The organism is Vibrio ordalii ATCC 33509, assembly GCA_000257205.1.
GTDB lineage: Bacteria > Pseudomonadota > Gammaproteobacteria > Enterobacterales > Vibrionaceae > Vibrio > Vibrio ordalii.
On record AEZC01000204.1, the window covers coordinates 1 to 19540 of the forward strand.

At 42.5% G+C, this 19540-nt stretch carries 20 protein-coding genes and 1 pseudogene; 16 read left to right on the forward strand and 5 right to left on the reverse strand.

Annotated elements, in window-relative coordinates; translation table 11 throughout:
* Positions 1 to 471: 471 nt before the first annotated feature.
* A pseudogene (locus tag VOR_RS19155) lies at positions 472 to 666 on the reverse strand (hypothetical protein); the annotation flags it as partial.
* 257 nt (positions 667 to 923) lie between these two features.
* On the opposite strand from VOR_RS19155, the gene ccoN reads away from it, so the two are divergent.
* From ccoN to ttcA, 11 genes are all read left to right on the forward strand, one after another.
* The gene (gene ccoN, locus VOR_RS0113630; RefSeq protein ID WP_010320250.1) at positions 924 to 2351 is read left to right on the forward strand and encodes a cytochrome-c oxidase, cbb3-type subunit I; all 1428 of its coding nucleotides are present in this window, start codon (positions 924 to 926) and stop codon (positions 2349 to 2351) included.
* Positions 2352 to 2364: 13 nt separating this feature from the next.
* Positions 2365 to 2985 carry a cytochrome-c oxidase, cbb3-type subunit II gene (gene ccoO, locus VOR_RS0113635; RefSeq protein ID WP_010320251.1) on the forward strand — a complete coding sequence of 207 codons (621 nt, stop codon included), beginning with the start codon at positions 2365 to 2367 and terminating at the stop codon, positions 2983 to 2985.
* Between the two features lie 9 nt (positions 2986 to 2994).
* Positions 2995 to 3171 (forward strand): CcoQ/FixQ family Cbb3-type cytochrome c oxidase assembly chaperone, encoded by a 177-nt coding sequence (locus VOR_RS0113640; protein WP_010320252.1) that lies wholly within the window; start codon positions 2995 to 2997, stop codon positions 3169 to 3171.
* Entirely contained in the window at positions 3168 to 4145 is a 978-nt protein-coding gene (gene ccoP, locus VOR_RS0113645) for a cytochrome-c oxidase, cbb3-type subunit III (protein ID WP_010320253.1), read from the forward strand. The genes VOR_RS0113640 and ccoP overlap by 4 nt, the downstream gene beginning before the upstream one ends.
* 86 nt (positions 4146 to 4231) lie before the next feature.
* The gene (locus VOR_RS0113650) at positions 4232 to 4711 is read left to right on the forward strand and encodes a FixH family protein (protein ID WP_010320254.1); all 480 of its coding nucleotides are present in this window, start codon (positions 4232 to 4234) and stop codon (positions 4709 to 4711) included.
* Between the two features lie 3 nt (positions 4712 to 4714).
* On the forward strand, positions 4715 to 7087 hold the full coding sequence (locus tag VOR_RS0113655) for a heavy metal translocating P-type ATPase (RefSeq protein WP_010320255.1): 2373 nt from the start codon (positions 4715 to 4717) through the stop codon (positions 7085 to 7087).
* A complete protein-coding gene (ccoS, locus tag VOR_RS0113660) occupies positions 7088 to 7258 on the forward strand; it encodes a cbb3-type cytochrome oxidase assembly protein CcoS (RefSeq protein WP_010320256.1) in 171 nt (56 codons plus the stop codon).
* Positions 7255 to 7935: a sulfite exporter TauE/SafE family protein gene (locus tag VOR_RS0113665; RefSeq protein ID WP_010320257.1), complete on the forward strand. Its 681-nt coding sequence runs from the start codon at positions 7255 to 7257 to the stop codon at positions 7933 to 7935. Before ccoS ends, VOR_RS0113665 begins: the two co-directional genes overlap by 4 nt.
* 88 nt (positions 7936 to 8023) lie before the next feature.
* A complete protein-coding gene (gene fnr, locus VOR_RS0113670) occupies positions 8024 to 8776 on the forward strand; it encodes a fumarate/nitrate reduction transcriptional regulator Fnr (RefSeq protein ID WP_010320258.1) in 753 nt (250 codons plus the stop codon).
* Positions 8777 to 8903: 127 nt separating this feature from the next.
* Positions 8904 to 9851, forward strand: a complete 948-nt coding sequence (gene uspE / locus VOR_RS0113675) for a universal stress protein UspE (RefSeq protein ID WP_010320259.1) — start codon at positions 8904 to 8906, stop codon at positions 9849 to 9851.
* A gap of 140 nt (positions 9852 to 9991) precedes the next feature.
* On the forward strand, positions 9992 to 10924 hold the full coding sequence (ttcA, locus tag VOR_RS0113680; RefSeq protein ID WP_010320260.1) for a tRNA 2-thiocytidine(32) synthetase TtcA: 933 nt from the start codon (positions 9992 to 9994) through the stop codon (positions 10922 to 10924).
* A 55-nt stretch (positions 10925 to 10979) separates the two neighbouring features.
* Here the strand turns inward: ttcA and VOR_RS0113685 are convergent, their stop codons facing one another.
* From VOR_RS0113685 to VOR_RS0113695, 3 genes are read right to left on the reverse strand one after another with little or no spacing between them, the layout of a single operon-like run.
* Positions 10980 to 11642, reverse strand: coding sequence for a DUF2987 domain-containing protein (locus tag VOR_RS0113685; RefSeq protein ID WP_010320261.1), 663 nt, complete (start codon positions 11640 to 11642; stop codon positions 10980 to 10982).
* A gap of 2 nt (positions 11643 to 11644) precedes the next feature.
* Complete coding sequence (locus VOR_RS0113690) at positions 11645 to 12451, reverse strand: glucosaminidase domain-containing protein (RefSeq protein ID WP_010320262.1); 807 nt, start codon at positions 12449 to 12451, stop codon at positions 11645 to 11647.
* Positions 12444 to 13235: a DUF2189 domain-containing protein gene (locus VOR_RS0113695; RefSeq protein ID WP_010320263.1), complete on the reverse strand. Its 792-nt coding sequence runs from the start codon at positions 13233 to 13235 to the stop codon at positions 12444 to 12446. The genes VOR_RS0113690 and VOR_RS0113695 overlap by 8 nt, the downstream gene beginning before the upstream one ends.
* A 319-nt stretch (positions 13236 to 13554) precedes the next feature.
* On the opposite strand from VOR_RS0113695, the gene potA reads away from it, so the two are divergent.
* The 5 genes from potA to VOR_RS0113720 all read left to right on the forward strand — a co-directional run bounded on the left by potA (position 13555) and on the right by VOR_RS0113720 (position 18606).
* Positions 13555 to 14691, forward strand: coding sequence for a spermidine/putrescine ABC transporter ATP-binding protein PotA (gene potA / locus VOR_RS0113700; RefSeq protein WP_010320264.1), 1137 nt, complete (start codon positions 13555 to 13557; stop codon positions 14689 to 14691).
* Positions 14675 to 15532, forward strand: a complete 858-nt coding sequence (potB, locus tag VOR_RS0113705) for a spermidine/putrescine ABC transporter permease PotB (protein ID WP_010320265.1) — start codon at positions 14675 to 14677, stop codon at positions 15530 to 15532. Before potA ends, potB begins: the two co-directional genes overlap by 17 nt.
* Positions 15532 to 16302: a spermidine/putrescine ABC transporter permease PotC gene (gene potC, locus VOR_RS0113710; protein ID WP_010320266.1), complete on the forward strand. Its 771-nt coding sequence runs from the start codon at positions 15532 to 15534 to the stop codon at positions 16300 to 16302. Before potB ends, potC begins: the two co-directional genes overlap by 1 nt.
* Positions 16303 to 16408: 106 nt before the next feature.
* On the forward strand, positions 16409 to 17443 hold the full coding sequence (locus VOR_RS0113715; RefSeq protein ID WP_029388221.1) for an extracellular solute-binding protein: 1035 nt from the start codon (positions 16409 to 16411) through the stop codon (positions 17441 to 17443).
* A gap of 125 nt (positions 17444 to 17568) precedes the next feature.
* On the forward strand, positions 17569 to 18606 hold the full coding sequence (locus VOR_RS0113720) for an extracellular solute-binding protein (RefSeq protein ID WP_010320268.1): 1038 nt from the start codon (positions 17569 to 17571) through the stop codon (positions 18604 to 18606).
* A 31-nt stretch (positions 18607 to 18637) separates the two neighbouring features.
* Here the strand turns inward: VOR_RS0113720 and cobB are convergent, their stop codons facing one another.
* Positions 18638 to 19375 (reverse strand): Sir2 family NAD+-dependent deacetylase, encoded by a 738-nt coding sequence (gene cobB, locus VOR_RS0113725; RefSeq protein ID WP_010320269.1) that lies wholly within the window; start codon positions 19373 to 19375, stop codon positions 18638 to 18640.
* Positions 19376 to 19540: the final 165 nt, after the last annotated feature.

Sequence of the window (19540 nt, forward strand, 5' to 3'; positions counted from 1 at the left end):
CCCGAAATGACTGATCGGAATGCTCCGAAATATGCAGTCGAGCGCGAGGAAGCGGAATTTCACCGCCCTAAATCACTTCCACGGTCACTGTATATTGCCCAATGACGACGGACGCACGACGACGAAGACTGAGGAGGAGGAGGAAGGAGAAAGCAGGGCGAGTACACTATCTTTAATAGTGTACTCTTGTCCAAATATTAGACTTATTCGGCTAGAGAGAGAATCGGACGGGGAGGCAAGCGTAGCGCCACGTCGATTCTCTCGGGAACACATTACCACGCACAAAGTAAGCGCGTCATAAACACTGAAGCTATATTACAGTGCGCATTATGTATGTTATGTTAAATATAGTTCAGCAAAGGTACCTTTGCTTTCTGAGTCGATGTTCATTAAACATAACTACGATTTACCATAAAATACCTAATAACTAGTCTGATAATCGAAGATTTCATTCTAGTTATTATCACAAAAGTTTAAGTTCGTATCATTTTTAATCACTATGGTTTCCTGTTCATTTACAATTGCAGAACAATTTGGTGCTGCGGTGCAGCTCGTTATGTCGACGTTTTGATAAGAAAAAGTCCTCCAGAAAAAAGCGACCAAAAGAATGAGCAATGTGATTAATATTTGAGCAAGCCTGTGTTTTGTAAGCTTTTCTGAAGCCATGATGCTTCCTTCCTCGTGTAACAAACTTCAAAGTTTTGAAATAAAAGGCCAAATCCTGAACAACAGTAAGGTTACTACTCTGTCATTGAATTGTTAATTGCAGTATAATTGTCGGTTGAAAATGCCACTTTTTTTTAAAGTCAGCAATAGATAGTAACGTTCTGATAAAGCAGTATTTCTATTGTGGATTTGGGGGCATTACGACATGTGTCGTGTTGGAAGTAAAGTATAGTTAATTAGAAATTGGAAGCATGCAAATGAGCCAAGAAAAGCAGCTTGAACAAAACTATAACTATACAGTTGTTCGGCAATTTACCTTAGTGACTATTCTCTGGGGTATTGTTGGTATGGCTGTAGGTGTTTTGATTGCCGCTCAATTAGTTTGGCCACAGCTAAACTTTGATACGCCGTGGTTGACGTACAGTCGCTTACGTCCACTGCATACTAATGCGGTTATTTTTGCGTTTGGTACAAGTGCACTCTTTGCAACATCTTATTATGTTGTTCAGCGTACTTGTCAAACTCGTCTATTTGGTGGCCCTCTCGTGCCCTTCACTTTTTGGGGATGGCAAGCCATTATTTTATCTGCAGCAATAACTTTACCTTTGGGTTATACCTCAGGTAAAGAATACGCGGAACTAGAATGGCCAATTGATATCGCCATTGCTCTTGTATGGGTATCTTATGCGATAGTGTTTTTTGGAACACTCGTCAAACGTAAGACGGCGCATATCTATGTGGCAAACTGGTTCTTCGGAGCCTTTATCCTTACTGTTGCTGTGCTTCATATTGTAAATAGCATGGCCATCCCGGTTTCTATGGGTAAATCCTATTCAGTTTATGCTGGGGCGGTGGATGCTATGGTTCAGTGGTGGTACGGTCACAATGCGGTGGGTTTTCTGCTTACTGCTGGTTTCCTTGGTATGATGTATTACTTTGTACCGAAACAAGCTGAACGCCCTGTTTATTCATACCGTTTATCGATTGTTCACTTTTGGGCTTTGATCTCTCTTTACATTTGGGCTGGTCCGCACCATTTACACTACACTGCCCTGCCTGACTGGACTCAGTCACTTGGTATGGTGATGTCGTTAGTGTTGTTCGCTCCTTCATGGGGTGGAATGATCAACGGGATAATGACGTTATCTGGTGCTTGGCATAAACTGCGCTATGATCCAATCTTACGATTCCTAATCGTTTCATTGTCATTCTACGGAATGTCTACGTTTGAAGGACCAATGATGTCGATTAAGACGGTTAACGCACTGTCACACTACACCGACTGGACCATTGGTCACGTGCATTCAGGCGCTCTAGGTTGGGTTGCAATGGTATCAATTGGTTCGGTGTACCATTTAATTCCTCGCCTATTTAACCAAGAGCGTATGTACTCTGTTGGTCTGATCAATGCTCACTTCTGGTTAGCGACTATTGGTACGGTGCTCTACATTGTTGCTATGTGGATTTCAGGTGTAATGCAAGGCTTGATGTGGCGTGCTGTTAACTCAGACGGTACATTAACTTACAGTTTTGTTGAGTCAGTTCAAGCCTCCTACCCGTTCTATACTGTTCGATTTATTGGTGGATTTATCTTCTTAGCAGGTATGTTCCTAATGGCTTACAACACGTATAAAACCATCAGCGCACCTAATGATAGCTTGAAAGCTATCCCACAACCGGCATAAGGAGATTGAAAGAATGAGTTCTAATTCTAAAAATCGCCATGGGATCATTGAGCGTAATGTGGGTTTGTTGGCTATTTTCATCATTTTCGCTATTAGCTGGGGAGCTTTGGTGGAAATAACGCCATTGATTTTTCAAAAGCAAACAACTGAGCCAGTGGAAAACTTGAAACCATACACGGCTTTGCAACTTGAAGGTCGCGATATCTATATTCGTGAAGGTTGTAACGTTTGCCATAGCCAGATGATTCGTCCATTCCGTTCTGAAACAGAACGCTACGGTCATTATTCTGTTGCTGGTGAGAGTGTATGGGAACATCCATTTTTATGGGGGTCAAAACGTACTGGGCCTGATTTGGCTCGTGTGGGTGGTCGTTATTCTGATGAATGGCACCGTGTGCATCTTATTGATCCACGTGAACTTGTACCAGAATCGAATATGCCCGGTTTCCCTTGGTTAGCGAAAAACGTTTTAGATGGCAAGTTAACCCAAAGTAAACTTGAGCTCTTCCGTAACCAATTCGGTGTACCGTATACGGATGAACAAATCACGAACGCAGCCAAAGATGTGGAAGGAAAAACTGAAATGGATGCAATCATTTCTTATCTTCAATCTCTTGGTCACGCAATGAAGTAAGGGGTAGTTATGGATATCGGTACTATTCACAGTATTTGGACCATAGTGCTGTTCGTCTGTTTTATAGGCGTAGTATGGTGGGCCTATGGTAAAAACCGTAAAGCTCGTTTCGATGAAGCGGCTAACCTCATTTTTGCCGATGAACAGCCAAAATCCTCTAAGGAACAAGGAGTGACTAAACAATGACGACATTTTGGAGTCTATGGGTCATCATTATTACGGTGGGAACTTTGCTTGGCTGTGCGATTCTGCTCGTTTGGTGTTTAAAAGACAAAATGGGAGTGGAAGAAGGCTCAGATATGGGCCATGAATACGATGGTATTCGTGAGCTCAACAATCCTCTGCCTAAATGGTGGACCTATCTTTTTATTAGTACGTTTATTTTTGCCGCTATTTATCTGACCCTCTATCCAGGGCTAGGTAGTTTTAAAGGTGTCCTTGGTTGGCAAAGTTCAGATCAAACCATTCGCTCTCTTGATGAGTCGAAAGCCTCGATTGCAAACGCACAAAACAATAAAGTGTTAGTACAGTACGCAAAAGAGCTAGATGATGCAAATACCTACTTCGGTGAAGCATTTAAACGCTTAGCTTATACTGGCGGTGGTTCTGATTTACGCCCTATTCCTGAAATTGCAGCAGATTCTGATGCGTTGAAGGTTGGTCAGCGTTTATTCTTACAAAACTGCTCTCAGTGCCATGGTTCTGATGCTCGTGGTCAGAAAGGTTTTCCAAATCTAACCGATAATGCTTGGTTATATGGTGGTGAACCAGAAGCGATTGTGACCACTATCCGCCATGGTCGTATTGGACAAATGCCAGCTTGGAAAGATGTCCTCGGTGAGCAAGGTGTGAAGGAAGTGGTGAGTTATACCTTAAGCCTTTCTGGGCGTTCTGTGAACGCTCGAGAAGCGGAAGCAGGTAAAGCACGCTTCGTTGTTTGCGCCGCTTGTCATGGTACGGATGGTAAAGGTAATCCTGCGTTTGGAGCACCTGATCTTACTGACAACGACTGGCTATTTGGCGATTCACGCGCTGAGGTCACGGATGTCGTAATGCATGGTCGCTCTGGCGTTATGCCTGCTTGGAACGACATTCTCGGTGAAGATAAAGTTCAACTGGTTGCAGCTTACGTTTGGAGCTTAAGTAATACAGAGAACTAATTGCACAACAAAGGCAGCTCTTTGTTAGAGCTGCCTTTCTTCTTTTTTTAATAAGCCTTATTTATTTTTCTGTTGAGAACTTTTTTATGGTAACTCCTTGGTATAAACAATTCTGGCCGTGGTTTCTGATCATCTTACCGTTAACTGTGGTGATATGGACGATTGCAACGGTTATCGTCTTTTCTCAGAATTCAGTGTCACTGGTGACAGAGGATTACTACAAAAAAGGCAAAGGCATTAATATTGATCTATCTAAGATTAACCAAGCTAAAGCATTAAAGCTAAGCGCGGAAGTCTATTCTGAAGGTAATGATATTATCTTCAAATTTAATAAAGGTGAGCTTGAGCACTATCCTGCGATTCAAATGATGTTTGCTCATCGGACACTGCCAGACCGTGATTTCACACAACTTGTCGCATCGGATGCACAAGGTATATATCGCATTACCCTGCCTGCCCCGTTACAAGGCCCTTGGTTCATCGAACTCACTCCTCACAATGAGGAGTGGTTAATCCAAGGTCGAGTAACGTTTCCAATGCCAACTTCTGCTCAATTAATGAATTAAACTATGTGCAAAGCGTGTTACCACTGTGGTGAAGATGTACCAGCCAACACAGATTATAAACTCGATATTCTAGGTGAAAGCAGAGATATGTGTTGTCTTGGCTGTGAAACAGTGGCTAAAACCATTGTAGATAGCGGCCTAGTCTCTTATTACCAATACCGAACGAGCACTGCGGATAAAGTGGAGCTTGTACCAGAGCAGCTCAAAGCACTCATTCATTATGATAATGACGACGTACAAGCAGAGTTTGTTCGTAACGACAACGAAACGTCAGAAGTGACGTTATCGGTAGAAGGAGTTTCCTGTGCGGCTTGTGCTTGGTTAATTGAAAAACAACTCTCTCATAAAAAGGGAGTGATTTCGATAAGGGTCAATACCACTACTAACCGAGCTCTGCTCAGTTGGGATAAGACACAAACGCGACTCAGTGAATTACTTTCGACTATTCATAAATTAGGTTATAAGGCTGCCCCTTTTGAAGCAGACGCACATGAGGCAGCCTACCATCAATCAATGAAGCAATATCTTTACCGCTTGGGTATTGCAGGTTTAGCCACCATGCAAGTGATGATGCTTGCTGTGGCGCTCTATCTTGAGGTCTTCGGTGATCTTGATTCTGAGTTTCGCAATTATTTTCGTTGGGTTAGCTTGATCTTTGCAACCCCAGTGCTTTTATACTCTGCTCTTCCCTTCTACCTCAATGCTTGGCGAAGCATTAGGGCTAGAACACTGGGTATGGATGTCCCTGTTTCTATAGCTCTTATTTTTGCGTACGTTGCTAGTCTGATAGCGACAGTGACTGAACAAGGCGAAGTCTTTTTTGAATCCATTTCAATGTTCACCTTTTTTTTACTGGTTGGACGATTTTTGGAAATGCGAGCGCGCAGAAAAGCCGCTGCGGCTAGCGGCAATTTACTGAAATTGATCCCTGCGATTGCAACTACGCTGGATGGCCGTCAAGTGCCTGTAAAAACGCTGGCTCTTGGTGATCGAGTTCGAGTGTTGCCTGGAGAGCATGTCCCTGCTGATGGTAGAGTGTTGAATGGGCGTATTCATATTAATGAATCAATGTTGACCGGTGAATCAGTACCAGTTGTCAAAAAAGTCGGTGATGCTGTTTTTGCTGGCACATTAAATGGCGATGAGTCTTTCGAGTTGGAAGTTACTGCATCTAAAGCAGATTCCGTTATTTCCAATATCGTTAAACTGCAAGATGAAGCTCAAATGTCTAAGCCTAAGATTGCAGAAATTGCAGATATTGTCGCGAGATATTTTGTAGCTGTAATTTTGATTATTGCAGCAGCCACTTGGTTTTATTGGCACCAGACAAAACCTGAAGATGCATTTTGGATCATGTTAGCGGTCTTGGTGGCAACCTGCCCGTGCGCGCTTTCTCTTGCTACCCCCACAGCCATCACCTGCGCCACATCACGAATGGGTGACTTTGGTATTTTATTGAGAAAAAACCATGTTTTTGAAACACTTTGCAAAGTTAACCATTTGATTATTGATAAAACGGGAACGTTGACCCGTGGTGATATCGAAATTAGTGACGTTGAGTTGCATGGTGATATGGATAAAAGCCATTGTTTGGCGCTAGCGGCTGCTTTGGAGCATCATGCCAATCACCCCATTGCCAGAGCGTTTGCGCAATATCGTAATGACGAGTTTCATGTTGAGCATGTGCAGAATATGATTGGGTCTGGTATTCAAGGTCATTATTTAGGAGGCGATGTTCGTATTGGCAGCGCCGAATTTGTTTTGAACGATAACAGTGACGCTCGAGAAAATCGTATTTATATGTCGCTCAAAGGGCACCACGTGGCAACCTTCACGTACCGTGATCCTATCCGTAGTGAAGCGAAGCAATTTATCGATCGTTTTCATCAGGAAGGCATTAAAATCACGCTATTAACGGGGGATTCTCAAGTCAATGCCCAAAGTGTGGCCGCTGAAATGGATATCGATATTGTCGTATCGAATGCCAAACCAGAAGATAAACTGAGTTACTTAAAGTCGTTACCACATGATGATATCACCATGATGATTGGCGATGGTATTAATGATGCGCCAACGCTTGCAGGTGCGCACTTATCAGTAGCCATGGGCGGTGGAACCGATGTCGCAAAAGCATCTGCTGATATGGTTTTACTTGGAGATAGACTCGATAGATTATTGGAAGCCAGAAGCTTAGCGTTAAAAGCTCGTAAAATCATTCGGGAAAATTTAGCGTGGTCACTTGGATACAATATTATTGTTTTGCCACTCGCCGTTGCGGGGCTGGTTGCTCCTTACATTGCTGTTGTGGGTATGTCGGCGAGTTCGATTATCGTGGTATCTAATTCTCTTCGATTACTCAAAAATAGGGGCAAGTAGATGGAAAGTCTTTATATATTGATCCCCATTGCCATCATTTTGGTTACAATCGCTATCGTTATCTTTTTATGGGCAGTAAAGAGTGAACAGTTTGAAGATTTAGAACGCCAAGGACATAATATTTTGTTTGATGAAGATGAACTTACCTCATCAAAAGAAGAGGACAAATGACCGCAGATTGGATTGGCGCCTTCTTTATCGGTTTACTTGGGGCTGGCCACTGTATGGGGATGTGTGGCGGAATTGCTTCTCTTTTGACCTTAGGTGAAAAACGCAGTGATCGGCTCCCAATACTGCTTGTTTTTTACAACCTTGGGCGTATTGCCAGCTATATGCTGTTTGGCGGTTTATTAGGAGGCCTCGCCGCCTCGCTATCCGAATTTTCTACACTTAATCATGCGTTGATTTGGTTGCGGCTCATTGCGGCAGGCCTAATGATTGTACTTGGATTGTATGTTGGGCGTTGGTGGTTTGGTCTATTAAAGCTTGAGAAAATTGGGCACAAAATCTGGAGTTTTATTTCGCCTTTTGGGCAATCATTGCTCCCGCTTAAGAAAACATGGTTCGCTCTCCCTTTTGGGTTTATTTGGGGATGGTTACCTTGCGGGCTAGTTTACTCTGTGTTGACCTGGTCCGTTGTGTCCGGTAGTGCGCTGTCTGGGGCACTTGTTATGGCCTCTTTTGGTTTGGGAACCTTGCCTGCGATGCTTCTCGTTGGTTATGGCGCGACCCGTTTGAAGAACATTCAACAATCATTGCTATTTCGTCATTTTGCTGCGATTTTTATCATACTCTATGGTCTATACACGGCTTATGGAGCAGTGAGTATTTTGTCATCTACATGGTAGTTGTCTGATTTATGGCACCTTTTTTCACTATCCTTTAGGGGTAATGGATGCTAAAATATTGATGTACATCAAAAAGTGAAAGGTTGTTATGATTTCTGATAAGCCAGCGGCAAAGCGCATTCAATCTGGTGGTTGTGCAATTCACTGTCAAGACTGCAGCATTAGCCAGCTTTGTATTCCTTTTACTCTCAATGAATCTGAACTTGATCAACTTGATCAAATTATTGAGCGTAAAAAACCTATCCAAAAGGGCCAAGAGCTATTTAAAGCTGGTGACGACCTTAAGTCTCTCTACGCTATTCGCTCAGGTACAATTAAAAGTTATACGATTACTGAGCAAGGTGATGAACAAATTACAGCGTTTCATCTAGCGGGTGATTTAGTTGGTTTTGACGCGATCACTGATGATTCTCATCCTAGCTTTGCTCAGGCCCTAGAAACATCAATGGTATGCGAAATACCCTATGAAATTCTTGATGATCTTTCGGGTAAAATGCCTAAGTTACGTCAGCAAATTATGCGTTTGATGAGTAATGAAATTAAGGGCGACCAAGAGATGATTCTTCTGCTATCTAAAAAGAATGCGGAGGAAAGATTAGCGGCTTTTCTTTATAACTTGTCGACTCGTTTCTCTCAGCGTGGCTTTAGCCCTAGAGAGTTTCGTCTGACAATGACTCGTGGTGATATCGGTAACTATCTTGGTCTCACTGTTGAAACGATCAGTCGTCTACTCGGCCGTTTTCAGAAGTCTGAAATCCTCAGTGTCAAAGGCAAATACATCACAATCCTTGACCATGACCAACTGATGGAACTGGCAGGCGTATCTAAAGAAACTAAGTAACTTCAATGAGGTAGCTCTTAAATGAGCTACGTCATACTTCTGTTAAAAACTCTCTTTTTTTCTAAAAATCTCACTGGTTATGAGCTAAAGTAACTCTAACGCCCTCCTCCATAATTAAGGAGTCGATATGAGTATTTATAGCAAGATTCTGGTGGTAGCTGACATCAACCACGATGAGCAACCCGCCCTTGCCAGAGCCATACAGTTAGCACAGCAAAGCACTTCTTCTAGCCACATTACATTTTTTTTATCTATTTATGATTTTTCTTATGACATGACGTCGATGCTCTCTGTTGATGAACGTGATGCTATGCGGCGTGGTGTTATCCATCAGCGCGAGCAATGGATGAGGAAAGTAGCTGAGCCGTATATTGATAGTTCGATTGAATTTGAAGTAAAAGTGGTGTGGCATAACCGCCCTTATGAGGCCATTATTGCTGAGATCTTTTACGGAGAACATGACATTCTGATCAAAGGGACGCGCAAGCATGATGTCCTTGAATCCGTTATTTTCACACCGACAGATTGGCACTTATTGCGTAAATGCCCAACCCCGGTGCTGTTGGTTAAAAATTCAGATTGGCCACAGAATGCGAATATAATCGCTTCGGTACATGTGGGGTCAGAAAATCCGGCTCATATTGATTTAAATGATTGCATGGTTGAGCAACTAATAAGCCTCACCACCCGTTTAGACGCGACGCCTTATCTGGTCAATTCATACCCTATTACGCCAGCAAATATTACCATTGAGCTGCCCGAGTTTGATCCAATGACCTACACTGATGCTGTTCGTGGTCACCACTTGATGGCAATGAAGGCATTGCGACAAAAGCATGGTATAGATGAATCTCAAACACTTGTAGAACAAGGCTTACCTGAAGACGTCATTCCTCAAGCAGCTGAAAAGCTCAATGCGGCGATGGTTATTCTTGGTACGACAGGGCGCACGGGGTTATCGGCAGTATTTATTGGCAACACGGCAGAGCAAGTCATCGATAAAATTAATTGTGATGTATTAGCATTAAAGCCTCATGGCTATGTAAGCCCTTTAGATCCTAGAACCTCTATTTAACAAACCAGATTGTTCACCTAATCGCCCTCGTCATAGACAGGGCGATTTTTTATCTTCCTTGATTGTTAGATCTAGCATCTGTGCTATTTATCCGTATCATACGCACTTTATTTTGTTTAAAGATTAAAGACCAGACACTGATGAGTGAGCAAATTCAAGAGCGCACCAAAGCTCAACAATATAATTTCAATAAACTTCAGAAGCGCATTCGTCGTAATACGGGTCAAGCCATTGCTGACTTTAATATGATTGAAGATGGCGACCGTATTATGGTATGTCTTTCTGGCGGTAAAGATAGCTTTACCATGCTGGATATTCTAATGAGCCTTCAGAAAAGTGCCCCTGTTAGCTTTGAGCTTATTGCCGTGAATCTTGATCAGAAACAGCCCGGATTTCCTGAACACATTCTGCCGCAGTACTTAGAGCAGCTAGGCGTTGAATATAAAATTGTCGAAGAAGATACGTATTCTATTGTTCAAGATAAGATTCCTGAAGGGAAAACCACCTGCTCTCTTTGTTCACGCTTACGCCGCGGCATTTTGTACCGTACAGCCAAAGAACTCGGTGCGACGAAAATTGCGTTAGGCCATCACCGTGACGACATTCTAGAAACGCTATTTTTGAATATGTTTTATGGTGGTAAGATCAAAGGAATGCCACCTAAACTTGTCTCTGATAACGGTGAACATGTGGTAATTCGCCCTCTAGCCTACTGTCGTGAAAAAGACATTATCAAATATGCGAACATGCGAGAGTATCCGATTATTCCATGTAATCTATGTGGCTCTCAGCCAAACATGCAACGTCAAAACATTAAGCAAATGCTAAATGGCTGGGATAAACAGTTCCCTGGGCGCATCGAGACCATGTTTAGTGCAATGCAAAATGTAGTGCCTAGCCATTTGGCTGATTTCAAGTTGTTTGACTTTAAGTCGATTAACCGTGATTCAGGCGTTATTAATGGCGGCGACATTGGTTTTGATAAAGAAGAGATGCCAATCCTAGCGCTCGAAGATGAGGATAGCGTGATGGAGTTTGATCCTAGGTTGAAGTTGGATGTCACCAATCTTTGATGATAAAACGAGTAAGGGCTTCGAATGCAGCCCTATTGATATTAGCCCAACATATCTAATGTTTCGCTTTGGGAAGATAAGGTAACACGCGAACCGTTTCTTGTGGCAACTGCATCGATCCACCTTCACCCAGTTGACTGAGGTCCACTTGGGCTTTGCCATTTTCTATGTTAATGGTTTCGCCGTTACTCAACTGAATGACCGAATTCAAATTATTGGTAAATTCGAGTGTGACACCAGAAACATCGGGTGTGAACCAACTCGCAAACATCCCGCCGAGCTCTTCCAGCAATTTTTGCATCTGGGGTAATAAGATGGCGACCTGTTGGTAAGATATTTCCCCTTTGAACTGCTCTTTTGCCATAACAACAGTCGAAAAGTCACAACGCATATCTTCAGGAGTATCGACAAACACTAACGGATTCGCTTGCCGTAAATGATCGTCTAAAGGAAGTAGTAGCTCGTGGTTGCTACTGACTTTCAACGTTTCATAGTGCTTTTCTTTTTCCATCCAAGCCTTCTCTATTGGGCAGAGCTGTTTGGTATTGTCATTAAGGAAATAATAAGCGACTTTGACATTGGGGTACTCTTCTTTCACGTTATTTTTCATTGCTGAAAACAACTTGGAGTATGTAAACATATACTCTTGAGCGTTAACGGGAAATGCGTTAGCAAGGCATAGCGTTGTCAGTAATAAGGTAAGCGTTCTTTTTTTCATTATTATTCTGTCCAGAAAGGCTGGTTGTGACGCATCATAGATTGAAGATCTTGCACATAAGCTTCTCCGCGCTCTGAGTATTTCAGTAAGCCATTTGTCATCTCCATGGCACTGTCGGCACTCAATAAATCGGCATTATTTTTTCTTAATCGAAAACGAATCTCTCGTAAATCATGATAAGCGGAGTTGCGGTTCACATTCATGAAGTAACCGTGGATTGACTCTTGAACAGAACCAAAACTGGCCACTTCGTGAGTCATACCTTCCACTCGTTGCAAAGGCACCAACCCACACCCTACACTGTAACACCATTGACCCAAATAGTTGTTTCCTTCAGTTGCAAAGCGAGATGTTCCCCAAGCCGATTCATTTGCTGCCTGGGTCAAGACTAACGCTTCGGGTAAAACGTCAACTCGATGCAGCATGTTTTCTAACCATGCGCTAGTTATGCCCTCTACAGGAATCGAAACTTCGTATAGCTTAGAGAGTTTTTGCGCCTCACTATAGTCACTTTTAGCTATCTGGTTGCTTAGATGATGCTGTGCAATCCTCTCTAATATCTCACGCTCTTGAAAAATACGTCTATTTTCCCAAGCGATACCTGGTTTCAAGAAAGAAAAAAAAGCACGCTTTTTCTCTCGAACATCAGCGATGGCTGAGAAGTCAGGTGCTTTGCCAATGACACTTGCTCCTTGTAAAGATGGAGTGTCGCTTTTAACCGTCGTCTCAATTGAGGTTTGCTTGACGTAGTAAACGCTGCAACTCACCACCACGAGCGAGATGGCGGTAAGTAAGATTATTTTACGCATTGAACACCTGAGAGTTTGGATTATTGTCGGATTGATTAGTCGCTATGATCTTTAGTTTGATGCCGAACATATTGCGATAAATAATCCCTTTAGCATGGAAGAAGAAAGGCAATACAAAAATGAAACCTATCCCATAAAAGAGCGCGGCGGCAACGAACATCAGCATTATCACGGAATAAATCACAGTAATAGGAACGATTTTTTTATTGACTGCGCGTAAGGATAACAGCAGTGATTGCATGGGTGGAACCCGTTTTTCGCAGATCAATAAGATGGATTGGCTAAACGCAATACTCAAATACATTGATAGCAATGGGAAAATCATTCCTGCTACACCTTGCAGTAATAAGCTGAATAGCGTTGCTAAAATCACTGGGATGGTAAACTGTAACCCCTTACCTATATGTCTTGGCTGCGTTCTTAACCCAGCGACATGACTCATCGCCATTAAGCTCACGCCAGCATAAATAGGTGCACTAACGACCTCATAGCTAAAATTAGCCACAAAAATAGCTTGTACAATATTGCCTGTAAAAGCTTCTGGTGTTTTTAACGCATCCAAGATTAGTGATGGATCACCCAGTTGCAATTTTAAAGCAATATAGAAGATCGCGAGCTGCACAAATAAAAGAATCACGATGGAGGGAGAAAAGGAGATAAATTGCTTGATCGTACATTCCCATGCCTCTTTGAGCACGGCGTTGACTTTTAGCTCGTAATCTCCTTTGAGCGCATGCTCTACACTACCGCCTAAATTGAAATCTTTTTCAATATCATTATTCATAAAATGTCCTAGGCAACGGAAAAGCACGTTGCCTGTATTTGGGTCACAAAGTTATTGTCATTATACTGCAATACACTCTAGTCCAAAATCAGAAGCCTAAACTGATCTTGCATTATTATGTGTTTGGTTGATAATTAACCACTTGAAAGCATTGAACAGTTAGTTAGTTCTGTATGGTAATCAATCTTTACTGCTACCTACAAAACTTTTTCTGTATCAATATAAGAAAACGCTTTGAATTCACTCTTTTGGTGATTATGATGCGCGCCTCAATTGTGTATAGCGACAGGTCGTAAGATAGGCATCCCTATAGACCAAGGTGGGAGAAAAACAGACGTTGAACGTAAAAAAATCAGTAGGAAAACCAGTAGTTCGTCTTTCTGGTATCAGTAAAAGTTTCGATGGTAAGGAAATCATTGGCAACCTAAACCTTGATGTTAATCATGGCGAATTCTTAACAATACTTGGTCCTTCTGGCTGTGGTAAGACAACAGTACTAAGAATGATTGCAGGTTTTGAAACCGCAGATCAAGGTTCAATTACTCTTGATAATCAAGATGTTACAAAAGTTCCTGCTGAGCAGAGACACGTTAACACCGTCTTTCAAAGCTATGCACTTTTCCCACATATGACCGTATTTGAAAATGTCGCGTTTGGTTTGCGTATGCAAAAAGTGCCAACGGCTGACATTGAACCCCGTGTGATGGAAGCACTGCGGATGGTACGTCTCGACGCGATGGCCCAGCGTAAACCAAGTCAACTTTCTGGTGGTCAACAACAACGTATCGCCATCGCGCGTGCCGTTGTTAATAAACCTAAGGTTCTGTTGCTAGACGAATCTTTATCCGCGCTTGACTATAAACTGCGTAAGCAGATGCAAATGGAGCTTAAGCAGCTTCAACGTCAGCTTGGGATCACCTTTATCTTCGTTACGCACGATCAAGAAGAAGCCTTATCAATGTCGGATCGCATTATTGTTATGCGTGAAGGGAAAATTGAGCAAGATGGCTCTCCACGTGAAATTTACGAAGACCCTAAAAACCTATTTGTTGCTCGCTTCATCGGTGAGATCAACGTATTTAATGCTGAAACGATTGAACGAATTGACGATAAGCGTATTCGTGCACATATCGAAGGTGTTGAAGCGGTGGTCTACCACGATCAAAATGTACAACCCGGACACAAACTACAAGTTTTGCTGCGTCCTGAAGATCTTCGCATCGAAGAGATTAAAGAGTCAGAAGAAAAAGGCATTGTTGGACACGTGACAGAACGTACCTACAAAGGCATGACTCTAGAATCTGTAGTCGAACTTGAAGAATCAGGCATGCGCGTGACGGTTAGCGAATTCTTTAACGAAGATGATCCTGATGTGGACCATTCTCTCGGCCAGAAAGTCGCTATCACTTGGGTTGAAAGCTGGGAGGTAGTACTCGATGATGAGCAAGAAGCTTAATCTTCAAAATGCTATTATCACATTGATTGTTGGGTGGTTAGTGCTGTTTGTGCTAATCCCTAACGTTATGATCATTGGTACTAGCTTTTTGACTCGCGATGAAGCCAACTTAATTGAAATGACCTTCACGCTTGATAACTATACACGCCTATTGGATCCACTTTACGCCAAAGTGCTCATGCACTCTTTCTATATGGCAATTGTGGCTACCCTTCTCTGCTTGGTTATTGGTTATCCATTTGCCTATATTGTCGCAAAAATGCCACAAAAATGGCGCCCAATTATGCTGTTTTTGGTGATTGTTCCTTTTTGGACCAACTCTCTTATCCGTACCTACGGATTAAAAATAGTGCTGGGTACGCAAGGTATCCTAAACCAAGCTTTAATGGCTTTAGACGTCATAGATAAACCACTGCGCATTATGTACACCGAGACAGCGGTAATGATTGGCTTGGTTTACATCTTGCTGCCTTTTATGATTCTTCCGCTCTATTCTGCTATTGAAAAATTGGACGATACCTACATTGAAGCCGCGCGAGATTTAGGGGCAAATAAGCTTCAAACTTTGCTGAAGGTAGTATTGCCATTGACCATGCCGGGTATCATCGGCGGTTGCTTATTGGTATTACTGCCAGCATTAGGTATGTTCTATATTGCGGACTTACTCGGTGGCGCGAAAAACCTGCTGATTGGTAACGTGATTAAGAGCCAAGTATTGAATGCTCGTGATTGGCCATTTGGCGCCGCGACCAGTATTGCCTTGACTCTGGCGATGGCTGTAATGCTTTATGCATACTACCGCGCTGGTAAGTTATTGAATAAGAAAGTGGAGCTAGACTAATGGGCAAAACAGTTAGATTTAGCTTTATGAGTTTAGTGTATATATTTCTATACCTACCGATCATAGTGCTGATTGTAAACTCATTTAATGACAATAAATTTGGTATCAAATGGGGTGGTTTTACTACAAAGTGGTATCACGCACTAATTTCAAACGACAGCTTAGTTCAAGCCGCATGGCACTCGCTGAATGTAGCGGTTTTTTCAGCCACAGCGGCGACAGTGATTGGCAGTTTAACGGCTGTAGCCCTTTTTCGTTATCAATTTAAAGGTAAGCGTGCAGTTAATGGCATGTTGTTTATTGTGATGATGTCTCCAGATATTGTCATGGCAATTTCGCTACTTGCGCTATTCTTAGTCTTAGGCGCTCAGCTAGGCTTCCTTACCTTGTTGATTGCACACATTACATTTTGTTTACCTTTCGTTGTTGTGGCTGTTTACAGCCGCCTCAACGGATTTGATGTAAAGATGCTCGAAGCGGCCAAAGATCTCGGTGCTGGCGAATGGGTGATTTTGAGCAAAATCATTTTGCCATTGGCGAAACCGGCGGTTGCGGCTGGTTGGTTACTGAGCTTCACATTGTCATTAGATGATGTGATCATTAGCTCGTTTGTGACTGGTCCTACTTACGAAATTTTACCATTGAAGATTTATTCTATGGTTAAAGTCGGGATTTCCCCAGAAGTTAACGCTCTGGCGACCGTGATGTTAGTTGTTTCTTTAGCTCTAGTAATCACATCACAGTTGTTAGCAAGGGAAAAAGTGAAGTAGAATCGACATCTTGTAATACATTACGCGAAACAGAATGACAAATCGTCATTCTGTTTTTCTATCTAACGCCTAAAAATAGGCAACGTTTGGTTTGGAGCTAACGTCAATGAAAAAATGGGCTACTCTATTAGCTGGTAGTGCATGTGCGCTTTCTTTGTTCTCTGGAGCAGTAACAGCGGACGAAAACAAGGAACTAGTATTCATGAACTGGGGGCCGTACATTAACAGTGGTCTTCTGGAGCAGTTTACTAAAGAGACCGGCATCAAAGTGATTTATTCAACTTATGAGTCGAATGAAACTTTGTATGCAAAGCTAAAAACACACAACCAAGGTTATGATCTTGTTGTTCCATCCACCTACTTCGTTTCTAAAATGCGCGATGAAGGTATGTTACAAAAGATTGATAAGTCTAAATTAAGCAACTTTAAAAACCTTGATAACAACTATTTGAATAAACCTTACGATCCAAATAATGATTATTCAATTCCACATGTGGTTGCTATCACTGGGCTTGCAGTTAATACCGATATGTACGATCCCAATGATTTCCAAAGCTGGGGTGACCTATGGAACCCAGAGTTGAAAGGCCAGCTAATGTTGATGGATGATACTCGTGAGGTATTCCACATTGCCCTTCGTAAGTTAGGTTACTCAGGTAACACTACGGATGAAAAGCAAATTGATGAGGCCTACGCTGAGCTGCAAAAACTAATGCCTAATGTATTGGTATTTAACTCAGATAACCCTGCCGCTCCTTACCTCTCTGGTGAAGTTGGCTTAGGTATGCTGTGGAATGGCTCTGCAGCAGCGGCGCAAAAAGAAGGCTTGCCAATTAAGCTTGTTTTCCCTAAAGAAGGCGGTATCGGTTGGGTTGACAACTTTGCTATCAGTTCTGGTGCCAAAAACGTAGAAGCTGCACATAAGATGATCGATTTCTTGCTACGTCCAGAAATTGCAGAACAAATTTCTCGCGACACGGGTTATTTAACCGGCGTGAAAGCGTCTAATGAGAAATTTAAAGACAGCCCTGCTCTTTTCCCATCTCAAGATGATTTAGATCGTGTTGAATGGCAATCTGCCGTTGGTGAAAAAACCGTGCAGTATGAAGATTACTTTATGAAATTAAAAGCGGGTCAATAATTCCGAAAAAAGTATGAAATAGGCAGCACTAGCTGCCTATTTTCGTTAAAACTGGTATACTTTGCACTTTCGTATCACGCACCCTTGCCTAGTTAAGCTTTGGCACCGACTAAAATGGAAACGTAATGAAAAGCACATTGTATGCTGGCGCTATTTGCGCAACAACTCTATTCACTACGCCTGCAATGGCTGCAGATCAAGAGCTTTATTTTTACAACTGGTCTGAATATATCCCCCACGACGTTCTCGAAGATTTCACCAAAGAGACAGGAATTAAAGTCATTTACTCAACCTATGAGTCTAATGAAAGCATGTATGCCAAGTTAAAGACTCAAGGTTTCGGCTACGATCTTGTCGTGCCATCCACCTACTTTGTTTCTAAAATGCGTAAAGAAGGCATGCTGCAGGAGATTGACCACGCTAAGCTTTCTCATTTTGCTGATCTTGATTCTAACTATCTCAATAAATCGTTCGACCCCAACAACAAATTTTCTATCCCTTATATCTGGGGCGCAACGGGGATTGGTATTAATACCGATATGCTTGATAAATCACTGATCAAAAACTGGGGCGACTTATGGGATGCCAAGTGGGAAGGTCAGTTGATGATGATGGACGATGCTCGTGAGGTGTTCCATATTGCACTGAGTAAGCTTGGTTACTCACCTAATACGACGGATCCTGACGAAATTAAAGCGGCCTATCAAGAGCTTAAAAAGCTGATTCCAAACGTGTTAGTGTTCAACTCCGACTTTCCGGCAAACCCTTTTTTAGCGGGTGAAGTTTCTTTAGGTATGTTATGGAACGGTTCGGCGTATATGGCCCGCCAAGAAGGCGCTTCAATTGACATTATTTGGCCAGAAAAAGGCGCGATTTTCTGGATGGATAGCATATCCATTCCGGCCGGGGCCAAAAACGTTGATGCGGCTCATAAGATGATTGATTTCTTATTGCGTCCTGAGAATGCAGCAAAAATCGCATTAGAAATTGGTTACCCAACTCCCGTTAAAACAGCCTATTCACTGTTACCCAAATCTTTCGCCAATGATCCTAATATCTTCCCTCCACAATCTGTGATGGACAGCGGATTTTGGCAAGATGAGGTGGGAGAAGCGAATGTGTTGTACGACGAATACTTTCAGAAGCTCAAAGTAAATAATTGATCATATTCAATGTTTAGATAACACGCCTACTCTAGGCGTGTTTCTTTTTTGGCATTTCTAACCCTAATATCTCTTCCACTAACCGCGGAACTTCAATACTGGCTTTACCGTAGCGTTTTTCCTCAAACTCACTTTCAACGGCACTCGGTTCTAAGTTAATCTCAATGGTGTGCGCGCCGTGCATTATGGCATCATGAACAAAGCCTGCCGCAGGATAAACAACGCCCGATGTACCGATAGAGATAAAAAGATCAGCCGTCTCGAGTGCTGAATAAATATCGCCCATGCGTAGTGGCATTTCGCCAAACCAAACAATATGAGGTCGCATTTGAGCCGGAATTTGACAGCAATGGCAAAGCTCTCCGCTAAGAATATCGTTCTTATGATCTATTACCTGATTAGAAACACTGCAGCGTGCTTTAAGCAGCTCACCGTGCATATGAATCACCTGTTTGCTACCACCCCGCTCATGAAGGTTATCAATATTCTGCGTAATAATCGTTACGTTTCCCTCTAGCTCTTGCTCTAATTTACCAAGCGCGATGTGGGCAGCGTTAGGTTGTATTGATTCAGATTGGAGTTTTCGGCGACGCTGATTATAGAAATCCTGTACGAGATCGGGATCACGTGCGAAACCTTCAGGGGTCGCGACATCTTCTATTTTATGGTTTTCCCATAATCCGTCTTGGGCACGAAATGTTTTAATGCCTGATTCCGCTGAAATGCCTGCCCCCGTGAGGATCACGATATTCTTGTAGGGGAAATTCATACTATGTCCTTATTGCACGCTTTTTTGCTAGCTTAGCACCGATGCAATAACAACAGTAGTTTTGAGGGTTAGACCATAGTATAAAACCGCTATCAGTTGCCTATTTTCTGTGACATAAGTCAGTCTATTTGGCTTTTGGTGAACTCTGTTATTTTGACTAGCAGG

Coding starts and splice junctions, on each gene's coding strand:
- VOR_RS0113665 (WP_010320257.1), top strand. CDS start 7,255: ATGACCGCAGATTGGATTGGCGCCTTCTTTATCGGTTTACTTGGGGCT.
- VOR_RS0113685 (WP_010320261.1), bottom strand. CDS start 11,642: ATGAAAAAAAGAACGCTTACCTTATTACTGACAACGCTATGCCTTGCT.
- fnr (WP_010320258.1), top strand. CDS start 8,024: ATGATTTCTGATAAGCCAGCGGCAAAGCGCATTCAATCTGGTGGTTGT.
- ccoO (WP_010320251.1), top strand. CDS start 2,365: ATGAGTTCTAATTCTAAAAATCGCCATGGGATCATTGAGCGTAATGTG.
- ccoP (WP_010320253.1), top strand. CDS start 3,168: ATGACGACATTTTGGAGTCTATGGGTCATCATTATTACGGTGGGAACT.
- VOR_RS0113720 (WP_010320268.1), top strand. CDS start 17,569: ATGAAAAGCACATTGTATGCTGGCGCTATTTGCGCAACAACTCTATTC.
- ccoS (WP_010320256.1), top strand. CDS start 7,088: ATGGAAAGTCTTTATATATTGATCCCCATTGCCATCATTTTGGTTACA.
- potC (WP_010320266.1), top strand. CDS start 15,532: ATGGGCAAAACAGTTAGATTTAGCTTTATGAGTTTAGTGTATATATTT.
- cobB (WP_010320269.1), bottom strand. CDS start 19,375: ATGAATTTCCCCTACAAGAATATCGTGATCCTCACGGGGGCAGGCATT.
- VOR_RS0113650 (WP_010320254.1), top strand. CDS start 4,232: ATGGTAACTCCTTGGTATAAACAATTCTGGCCGTGGTTTCTGATCATC.
- VOR_RS0113640 (WP_010320252.1), top strand. CDS start 2,995: ATGGATATCGGTACTATTCACAGTATTTGGACCATAGTGCTGTTCGTC.
- VOR_RS0113715 (WP_029388221.1), top strand. CDS start 16,409: ATGAAAAAATGGGCTACTCTATTAGCTGGTAGTGCATGTGCGCTTTCT.
- potB (WP_010320265.1), top strand. CDS start 14,675: ATGAGCAAGAAGCTTAATCTTCAAAATGCTATTATCACATTGATTGTT.
- uspE (WP_010320259.1), top strand. CDS start 8,904: ATGAGTATTTATAGCAAGATTCTGGTGGTAGCTGACATCAACCACGAT.
- VOR_RS0113695 (WP_010320263.1), bottom strand. CDS start 13,235: ATGAATAATGATATTGAAAAAGATTTCAATTTAGGCGGTAGTGTAGAG.
- VOR_RS0113690 (WP_010320262.1), bottom strand. CDS start 12,451: ATGCGTAAAATAATCTTACTTACCGCCATCTCGCTCGTGGTGGTGAGT.
- ccoN (WP_010320250.1), top strand. CDS start 924: ATGAGCCAAGAAAAGCAGCTTGAACAAAACTATAACTATACAGTTGTT.
- VOR_RS0113655 (WP_010320255.1), top strand. CDS start 4,715: ATGTGCAAAGCGTGTTACCACTGTGGTGAAGATGTACCAGCCAACACA.
- ttcA (WP_010320260.1), top strand. CDS start 9,992: ATGAGTGAGCAAATTCAAGAGCGCACCAAAGCTCAACAATATAATTTC.